Annotated in this window: 9 protein-coding genes; 6 read left to right on the top strand and 3 right to left on the bottom strand. The window is 45.3% G+C overall.

Annotated elements, in window-relative coordinates:
• The 3 genes from dxs to folE2 form a co-directional block, all read left to right on the top strand.
• The coding region (gene dxs / locus B3O33_RS03655; RefSeq protein WP_292362957.1) for a 1-deoxy-D-xylulose-5-phosphate synthase at positions 1–1340 on the top strand (1340 nt) is incomplete at its 5' end.
• A gap of 47 nt (positions 1341–1387) precedes the next feature.
• Positions 1388–1768: a 6-carboxytetrahydropterin synthase QueD gene (gene queD, locus B3O33_RS03650; protein WP_292361549.1), complete on the top strand. Its 381-nt coding sequence runs from the start codon at positions 1388–1390 to the stop codon at positions 1766–1768.
• An 8-nt stretch (positions 1769–1776) separates the two neighbouring features.
• Positions 1777–2586 (top strand): GTP cyclohydrolase FolE2, encoded by an 810-nt coding sequence (folE2, locus tag B3O33_RS03645; RefSeq protein ID WP_292361548.1) that lies wholly within the window; start codon positions 1777–1779, stop codon positions 2584–2586.
• 51 nt (positions 2587–2637) lie between these two features.
• On the opposite strand, the gene B3O33_RS03640 is transcribed toward folE2, so the two are convergent.
• A complete protein-coding gene (locus tag B3O33_RS03640) occupies positions 2638–3282 on the bottom strand; it encodes a retropepsin-like aspartic protease family protein (RefSeq protein ID WP_292361547.1) in 645 nt (214 codons plus the stop codon).
• Between the two features lie 39 nt (positions 3283–3321).
• Between B3O33_RS03640 and mobA the strand changes: the two genes are divergently transcribed.
• Genes mobA through ttcA form a run of 3 tightly spaced genes read left to right on the top strand, consistent with a single transcriptional unit; the run spans position 3322 to position 6555 of the window.
• A complete protein-coding gene (mobA, locus tag B3O33_RS03635) occupies positions 3322–4437 on the top strand; it encodes a molybdenum cofactor guanylyltransferase MobA (RefSeq protein ID WP_292361546.1) in 1116 nt (371 codons plus the stop codon).
• Entirely contained in the window at positions 4430–5689 is a 1260-nt protein-coding gene (locus B3O33_RS03630; RefSeq protein ID WP_292361545.1) for a bifunctional molybdopterin-guanine dinucleotide biosynthesis adaptor protein MobB/molybdopterin molybdotransferase MoeA, read from the top strand. The genes mobA and B3O33_RS03630 overlap by 8 nt, the downstream gene beginning before the upstream one ends.
• Positions 5689–6555, top strand: a complete 867-nt coding sequence (gene ttcA / locus B3O33_RS03625; protein ID WP_292361544.1) for a tRNA 2-thiocytidine(32) synthetase TtcA — start codon at positions 5689–5691, stop codon at positions 6553–6555. The genes B3O33_RS03630 and ttcA overlap by 1 nt, the downstream gene beginning before the upstream one ends.
• A gap of 661 nt (positions 6556–7216) precedes the next feature.
• On the opposite strand, the gene B3O33_RS03620 is transcribed toward ttcA, so the two are convergent.
• A complete protein-coding gene (locus B3O33_RS03620; RefSeq protein ID WP_292361543.1) occupies positions 7217–7603 on the bottom strand; it encodes a VOC family protein in 387 nt (128 codons plus the stop codon).
• A 36-nt stretch (positions 7604–7639) separates the two neighbouring features.
• Positions 7640–8322: DMT family transporter (locus B3O33_RS03615; protein WP_292362955.1), on the bottom strand; the 683-nt coding region annotated here is incomplete at its 5' end.

Below are 8322 nucleotides of genomic sequence, written 5' to 3'. Positions count from 1 at the left end.
CGGGTGATCTGAATGCCGACTTATTGGTCGTGCTTAACGATAATGAAATGTCGATTTCCAAAAATGTCGGCGGTATGGCCAATTATCTGGCCAGACTGCTCTCCGGACGTTTTTATCGTTCTGCGCGTGAAAGCAGTAAGAAAGTGCTGGAAAAAATACCCTCAGCCTGGGAGTTTGCCCGTCGAACAGAAGAACACGTCAAAGGCATGATGGTGCCTGGGACCCTGTTTGAAGAAATGGGTTTTAACTATATCGGTCCCATTGATGGACACGATCTCGACACGTTAATTACGACATTGAGCAATCTGCGCAACAGTAAAGGTGCGCAATTTCTGCATATTGTCACCAAAAAAGGTAAAGGCTTTGAACCAGCCGAACAGCAGCCTTGCAAATACCATGGCGTCAGTCCTGCTAACAGTAAAAAATCCGGTCCCACGTTTACCCAGGTTTTCAGTCAATGGCTGTGTGATATGGGTGCCGCCTCCGAAGAATTAATAGCGATTACGCCCGCCATGTGTGAAGGATCGGGCCTGAATGCCTTTGCGGAACGCTTTCCTGAACGTTACTTTGACGTTGGCATAGCAGAACAACATGCAGTAACGCTGGCTGCAGGAATGGCCTGTGAAGGTAAAAAACCTGTTGTGGCAATTTATTCAACTTTTCTGCAACGCGCTTACGATCAATTAATACATGATGTGGCATTACAGAATCTTCCCGTGTTATTCGCCATTGATCGCGCAGGGTTAGTTGGTGCGGATGGTGCGACACATGCAGGAAGTTTTGACCTTAGTTATCTGCGCTGTATTCCCAACATGTTGATCATGACACCAAGCGATGAAAATGAATGCAGGCAAATGCTGACCACCGGGTTTCATCATAATGGCCCTGCGGCCGTAAGATACCCGCGTGGGTGCGGCAATGGCACAACGGTTGAACCAAAACTGGACAGCATAGCCATCTGTAAAGCCCATACCTGCCGTTCGGGCAAAAAAATCGCTATTCTGGCCTTTGGGACGTTATTACACGCAGCGCTTGATGCTGCTGAGCAAGTAGATGCCACTGTGGTGAATATGCGCTTTGTCAAACCACTGGACACTCAGATGCTTGATGAGATTGCCGCCAATCATCAATTAATCATCACGATTGAAGAAAATGCCGTTCTGGGGGGCGCCGGCAGTGCTGTCAACGAGTACTATCAGCAACAGGATATTCGTACTCGCTTACATATGATGGGCTTGCCTGACCGCTTTGTTGATCATGGTGATCATGGTCAAATGCTTAGCGCCTGTGGTCTGGATGCAAGTGGTATTATCGATACCATCAATCGTTATTTTGCGTAATAATGGCCTGTTCGATAGCCTAATTCCTGAGTATAATAGTCAACATTATGAGCGCCACCTATACATTAAAAATTCTGGCTGATTTTGCCTCTGCACATACCCTGCGAGACTATCCTGGGGATTGTCGGCGGATGCATGGTCATAACTGGAAACTTGAAGTCGAAGTCACCGCCAATGCACTTAATCAGCATGGTATGGGCATGGACTTTAAAACCATTAAAACGGCGACTCGTGAATTAGCCAAAACACTGGATCACCGTTACCTGAATGATATTCCGCCGTTCGATGAGATTAATCCGACGGCTGAAAATATCGCCCAGTTTTTTTACCAGCGCCTTAGCAATACGCTAAACACCGACACAGCCAGAGTCTCTGGTGTCACGGTTTGGGAAACCGACCGTGCGTGTGTCAAATATAGTGAGGATTAACCCTAATCATGACTGATCAAAATAAGCCCGTGGCAGCAGCAGAAATCGAAGACGTACAGAACATTAAAGACAAACGTCATATAGCGATTGATAAAGTTGGCATCAAAGATATTCGCCATCCTGTTGTGGTCAGTGATCGCACTACCGGCGAACAGCACACTGTCGCCAATTTCAATATGTATGTGAATCTGCCACACCAGTTCAAAGGCACACATATGTCTCGTTTTGTTGAGATCCTTAATCAACATGAACGTGAAATTACTGTTAAATCATTTCATACCATGCTGGGCGAAATGACTGAGCGTCTGGATGCTGAATCCGGTTATATTGAAATGAGCTTCCCCTACTTTGTAAACAAAGAAGCCCCTATTTCAAAAGTCCGCAGTCTGATGGATTATCAGGTCAGCTTTATTGGTGAAATTGTTGGTAAAAAAACCAGCATGAATGTAAAAGTCATTGTGCCAGTCACCAGCCTGTGCCCATGCTCAAAAAACATTTCTGACTACGGCGCGCACAATCAACGCTCACATGTCACGTTAACCGTCAAAACCGACAGCTTTATCTGGATTGAAGATTTAATCGATCTGGTAGAGGACGAAGCATCCTGCCAAATTTACGGTTTGTTGAAGCGTCCTGACGAAAAGTATGTCACCGAGCATGCCTACGACAATCCGAAGTTTGTGGAAGATATGGTACGTGATGTCGCAGCGCGACTTAATGCAGATGATCGCATTAAAGCCTACACCGTTGAATCGGAAAACTTTGAATCAATTCATAACCATTCAGCTTATGCCTTGATTACCCATGGTTTTGATTGATTCGTTAATCATTCATAGTAAAAAAAGCCCGGTATAGCCGGGCTTTTTTTGTCAGAATTTCCGGCGCAAATCCATTCTTTCGCCTTTGCGTTCCATATCAAAGGCATTCAGAAAGCTCATACCGAGTAACGCGCGTTGTGGTTCCGGACCATCAATCACTACTGCGGCGACATTATTCAATGAAATATCTCCAAGCTGTACGGTCTCCAATTGAAGACTGTAAGCCAGTTCTACTCCGGAAGCCGTTCTGACAGAAATCTGTTTGGCATCCAGATAATTCAAACCTAAACGCTTAGCCGTTTTACCATTCAGCGCGATAACGGAAGCACCGGTATCCACGACAAAATCTACTGTAAAACCATTGACCGAGCCGCTGGTAAGATACATACCATTCGTTGGCCAGATACTGACTACGGGCATTTCTGGTGGTGCGGAATACACCCCGCCGACACGATTATTCAGCTCAAAAACACCGCGTTTGCCAGCGACCTCCAGTATCGCCTGACTACTATTGGCGCTGATTAAAGTCACGCCTTCGGGCGTCTGTTGATCGACAGACAAAAAATGTTGCTGACCGTTGATTTCCACCACAGCATGATCACGGTACAGTCCGGTAACCATAATTTGTAAATCCATCGACCATGCGTTAAGTGGAATACACAGTATAATAAACACCAGAATCGTAAATTTACGCATCGTCCCTACTCAACATAAAGCCATTAATTACAAAATATCATGACTGATTATTCCTACCCAACCGTGACCGGTGTCATACTTGCTGGTGGCGCTGCCCGTCGCATGGGGGGTAATGACAAAGGCCTGATAGCATTTCTTGACCGGCCGCTGGTCTCACATGTCATTGATCATATTGCACCCCAGGTTGAGCAGCTGCTGATCAACGCCAATCGTAATATCGAGCGCTATCGACAGTTCGGCTATCCTGTGATTAGCGATACACTTTCCGATTTTCAGGGACCATTGGCTGGCATGCTGGCCGGTATGCAGGCAGCAAATTCCGATTATATTCTGACTGTCCCCTGTGACAGCCCGGCACCCAGTACAAAATTACGACAACGTATGCTGGAAAGCCTGCTTCGCAGCGGTAAAAAAATCGCCGTTGCAACCGATGGTAAGCGTATTCAACCAGTATTTGCATTATTAGACTGTGAACTGGCTGACGATTTACAAAATTATCTCGCCTCCGGCGAAAGAAAAATTGATCGCTGGTTTACCCAGCAACCGATGATTGAAGTAGATTTTTCGGATCAACCGGATAGTTTCAGGAATTTCAATCATCCTGAAGACATACAAACAGCCGGATTCGACTGCTCGGTGCCAATACTGGGGATAGCCGCATTTAGTGGCACTGGCAAAACGACTCTGCTGACACAATTGATTCCTAAACTAAGAACCGCTGGATTAAACGTCGCCGTCATCAAACATGCACATCATTTATTTGATATTGATCAGCCCGGTAAAGACAGTTATCGAATTAGGGAAGCCGGCGCTAATCAGGTCCTGGTGGCCTCCCGGCGGTTATTGGCACTTATGCAAACCAGCAATATTGAGCAATCAGAACCCCTGCTTGCTGACTGTTTAGCCCGGTTAGATATGCGGCAACTGGACTTGATTCTGGTGGAGGGCTTTAAAAACGAGGCTATACCAAAACTGGAATTACATCGCGCCAGCATTGGTAAGCCATTGATTTATATAGATGACCCCAATATCATAGCGATTGCAACGGATTCCGCTTTGCCTGACGAACCCTCTATACCCAAATTGAATTTAAATGACTTAGACGCCATTCTGCTCTTTATCCAGACCTTTATCCGGCAATATCATCATGACTGAATTTACCCCACAGCCAAGCTGCGCCACAACTGAACCGGTTACCACATTACGAGTTGAAGAAGCCAGACAGCGCATTTTGCAACAAATAACGCCCATCAGTTGCTGGCGTAAAGTCGCTTTACGTGACGCATTGGGACAAGTGTTACATAAAGATGTTATTTCTCCGCTATCTGTTCCGCCTCATGCCAATTCAGCAATGGATGGTTATGCATTACGAGGAAAAGATCTTCAAAACCTGCCCATCTCCCTAAAACTCATTGGCAGCGCGTTTGCCGGTCGTCCGTTTGATAAATCAGTTAATGCTGGTGAGTGTGTTCGAATCATGACCGGTGCGATGATGCCGGATGGTTGTGATACTGTCATCATGCAGGAACAGGCCGAAGTTCATGATGATTTGATAACACTGCACGGTGAACATCATGCCGGTGAAAATGTGCGCCTTGCAGGTGAAGATATTCAGGCTGGCGCTGTAGTGCTTCGTGCTGGCCATCGAATTATTCCGGCAGATTTAGGGCTGCTTGCATCGCTTGGATTGGCCGAAGTATCGGTACGCCGACGGATTCGGGTTGCGTTTTTTTCCACCGGTGATGAATTACGCTCTGTTGGCGAAGCATTATCTCCAGGCGATATTTATGACAGTAACCGTTACACGCTGTATGCCATGTTAAAACGCCTGGATGCAGAAATCATCGACATGGGTGTGGTTACCGACACACCCGATGCGATACGCACAGCGTTGGTAGAAGCAACCAGGGAAGCCGATGTCGTCATTACCTCTGGTGGTGTCTCAGTAGGTGAAGCCGATTACGTTAAGCAATTACTGGAAGAACTTGGTGAAGTGAATTTCTGGAAAATTGCGATGAAACCAGGCAGACCCCTCGCCTATGGCAAAATTACGGATACACATTTTTTTGGCTTACCCGGTAATCCTGTGTCCGTTATGGTGACCTTTTATCAGTTTGTACAACCGGCATTAAACAAACTGGCCGGAGCCATTAACCAGGCCCCACTGATATTACAGGCCATAGCAGCAGAAAAGATTCGTAAACGTCCCGGCCGTTTCGAGTTTCAGCGTGGATTTTTACGCAATAATAACGATAATCACTTAGAAGTGACGATGACCGGCGAACAAGGCTCCGGTATTCTGCACTCCATGAGCCACGCCAACTGTTTTATTTTACTGGATGAAGATTGTGACGGTATAGCTCCCGGTCAATCGGTCACTGTCCAACCTTTTGCAGGTCTGATCTAATGTCTGAAAATCAACTTAAACAACAACATGAATTCAATAAACTGCATAAGCGTCTGCGTCGTCAGGTAGGCCAGGCGATCGCTGATTACGATATGATTCAGGATGGCGATAAAGTCATGGTCTGTCTCTCAGGCGGCAAAGACAGCTATACGATGCTGGATATTCTGCTGAATTTACGCGATCACGCACCAATCAATTTTGAGTTGATTGCCGTCAACCTTGATCAAAAACAGCCCGGCTTCCCAGAGCATGTATTACCCGAATATCTCAGCAACCTCGGTGTGCCGTTTCATATCATTGAAAAGGATACCTACAGCATCGTTAAAGAAGTTGTCCCCGAGGGAAAAACCACCTGTGGTATATGTTCAAGACTTCGTCGGGGGGCTTTATACGGTTACGCTCGTAAACATGGCATTACTAAAATCGCTCTGGGTCATCATCGCGACGATATAATTGAAACACTGTTTTTGAATATGTTTTATGGTGGCAAGACCAAAGCCATGCCGCCCAAACTTCTGAGCGATGATAAAACCAATATCGTCATCCGGCCGCTGTGTTATGCCAAAGAGTCTGATATCACCCGCTACTCTGAAGCGAAGGGCTTCCCGATCATTCCGTGTAACTTATGTGGTTCACAGGAGAACCTGCAACGTCAGGTAATTAAGGAAATGCTGCAAAACTGGGAAAAACAACATCCCGGGCGTGTTGAAAACATTTTCCGAAGCATTCAGAATGTTGCCCCCTCCCAATTGGCTGATCAGCAACTGTTTGATTTTAAGGGGTTAGAACAATCACGTATTGATGCCACCGGAGACGAAGACCCAGCTTTTGATGAACAAATCTATCCAGCTTTAGCGCGTGTGTGACTTTTTGATATCTGCACAATTAAAGTTATACACCTTTGATTGTTTTGTTACAGTGCGCTTAAAATAAATTTCGCTAAGTCATTGAATGCACACAACACACACCTAAGCTATTGATTTTATTGCAAATCACAACATGGTTAATTTTTAACCATATCGCGTTCCTCTGTTAAAGAATAAGGACTTAGCGATTTTCACCTATATTAACCACAGACTTATCCACAGAAAATGTGAGTAACTTGCTAAGTTATTGATCAACACTTTTAAGTGCTTGAGTTACCGGATACTCCCTAGGGCTTGTCATGAAAGCGTGTTAAATAGTCGCAATTTAATTAAATGAAATTGCCTGGCAAAATTAATCGAAAGTTAACTTGCTGGCACAGATTTTGATTTTTCTTCCAATAAAACTGGCTGAGTTATTCACTTTTTCCTGAATTGTTACAGTACTCTTACAACAAACTTCGCTAAGTGATTGAATGTACAAAATGATTAGCTAACCAATTGAATTTAAATAGAATTTTAAGTTGGTTAAATTTTAATCATTTTGAAGAGGGCTGTTACAGATTAACGACTTAGCGATTTTCAACAATGTTAACCACAGACTTATCCACAGAAATTGTGAGTAACTCGCTAAGCCGTTGATTGTCAGTTTTAAGTGACTGAGTTACTTGGTTACCGGGGTAAAGTCTTCGGCAAATTCCAGCGCATTTCCATCCGGATCGCGACAGAAAAAAGCAGCTCTTCCAGACTTACTGCGGGAGAATTCCACACCGGCTTGTTCCAGACGTAATGCAAGTGCTTCCAGATCTTCTACCAGCAGGGCCACATGCCGGTCCCGGCCACCATGTTCAGGGCGACCATCAGTCGAATCGGGGTTGGGCAACACCATTAAATGCAATTGTTGCTTGTTATCCAAGTCCAGCCAGGCGCCATCATAAGCAAACTTTGGACGATTAGGATTCAACGGGATCTGCAAGACATCACAGTAAAACTTCAGTGATGTAGGTAAATCTGCCACCAGAAAACTGGCATGTGCAATAGACTTAATCATAAACAATTCCTGCAAATCAAAAAAAAAGACATGGGTCTAACGATTGGTTTTTTCAACCTGAGCAATTCCAAAAGCCGCCGCAAAAATTAATGCACCACCCAGCCACTCCTGCAAAGTCATCACTTCCATAGTTAACAAGGCTGAAGAAATCGCTGCCACAATTAATTCAAATAACATAATAACAGCCGCCAGATAAACCGGCATTCTGGCGAGGCCATAAAGTACTGCGATAGTCATCGCAATGATGATACCGCCTCCCACCAGAACGGCACTTAGCCATACCGATATATCTACAGCAGGAATAGACGCCTGTTGCAGCAGTAAAACCAATATTGAAACAGCGACCACGCCCCACAGGACAATGGTGGTTTTTAACACCATCGGAACAGCTGCAAGTTTTCGACTCAGCACATTGTTTATCGCAAAACAAATACTGGCAAACAAAGCCAGCCAATCGGCCAGACCATGAGGCCAGGGAAATCCCACATCGGGACGCCACAACATCAGAACCGTGCCCCCCATCGCCAGAACAAACATAATGATGGCCGAGATAGACAGTTTTTCTCCCAGCCACCAGCGTCCTAATATGACCGACCATAATGGTGATAAATAAAATAGCAACATGACTCGCATCACCTGCCCCTCATTCAAGGCCACCAAAAATGCAAGATTTGTCATTCCGGCCGCCAGTGCCAGCCAAAGTAGATCCGCAGGAATCT

The organism is Methylophaga sp. UBA1464, from assembly GCF_002325665.1.
Classification (GTDB): domain Bacteria; phylum Pseudomonadota; class Gammaproteobacteria; order Nitrosococcales; family Methylophagaceae; genus Methylophaga.
Note: the sequence above shows the minus strand (reverse complement) of the source record. Positions and strands in the feature narration are given on the sequence as shown.

What these genes read in the sequence shown, in the direction of transcription:
- folE2 (WP_292361548.1), top strand. Translation starts at nt 1,777, where the DNA reads ATGACTGATCAAAATAAGCCCGTGGCAGCAGCAGAAATCGAAGACGTA.
- B3O33_RS03630 (WP_292361545.1), top strand. Translation starts at nt 4,430, where the DNA reads ATGACTGAATTTACCCCACAGCCAAGCTGCGCCACAACTGAACCGGTT.
- B3O33_RS03620 (WP_292361543.1), bottom strand. Translation starts at nt 7,603, where the DNA reads ATGATTAAGTCTATTGCACATGCCAGTTTTCTGGTGGCAGATTTACCT.
- B3O33_RS03640 (WP_292361547.1), bottom strand. Translation starts at nt 3,282, where the DNA reads ATGCGTAAATTTACGATTCTGGTGTTTATTATACTGTGTATTCCACTT.
- mobA (WP_292361546.1), top strand. Translation starts at nt 3,322, where the DNA reads ATGACTGATTATTCCTACCCAACCGTGACCGGTGTCATACTTGCTGGT.
- ttcA (WP_292361544.1), top strand. Translation starts at nt 5,689, where the DNA reads ATGTCTGAAAATCAACTTAAACAACAACATGAATTCAATAAACTGCAT.
- queD (WP_292361549.1), top strand. Translation starts at nt 1,388, where the DNA reads ATGAGCGCCACCTATACATTAAAAATTCTGGCTGATTTTGCCTCTGCA.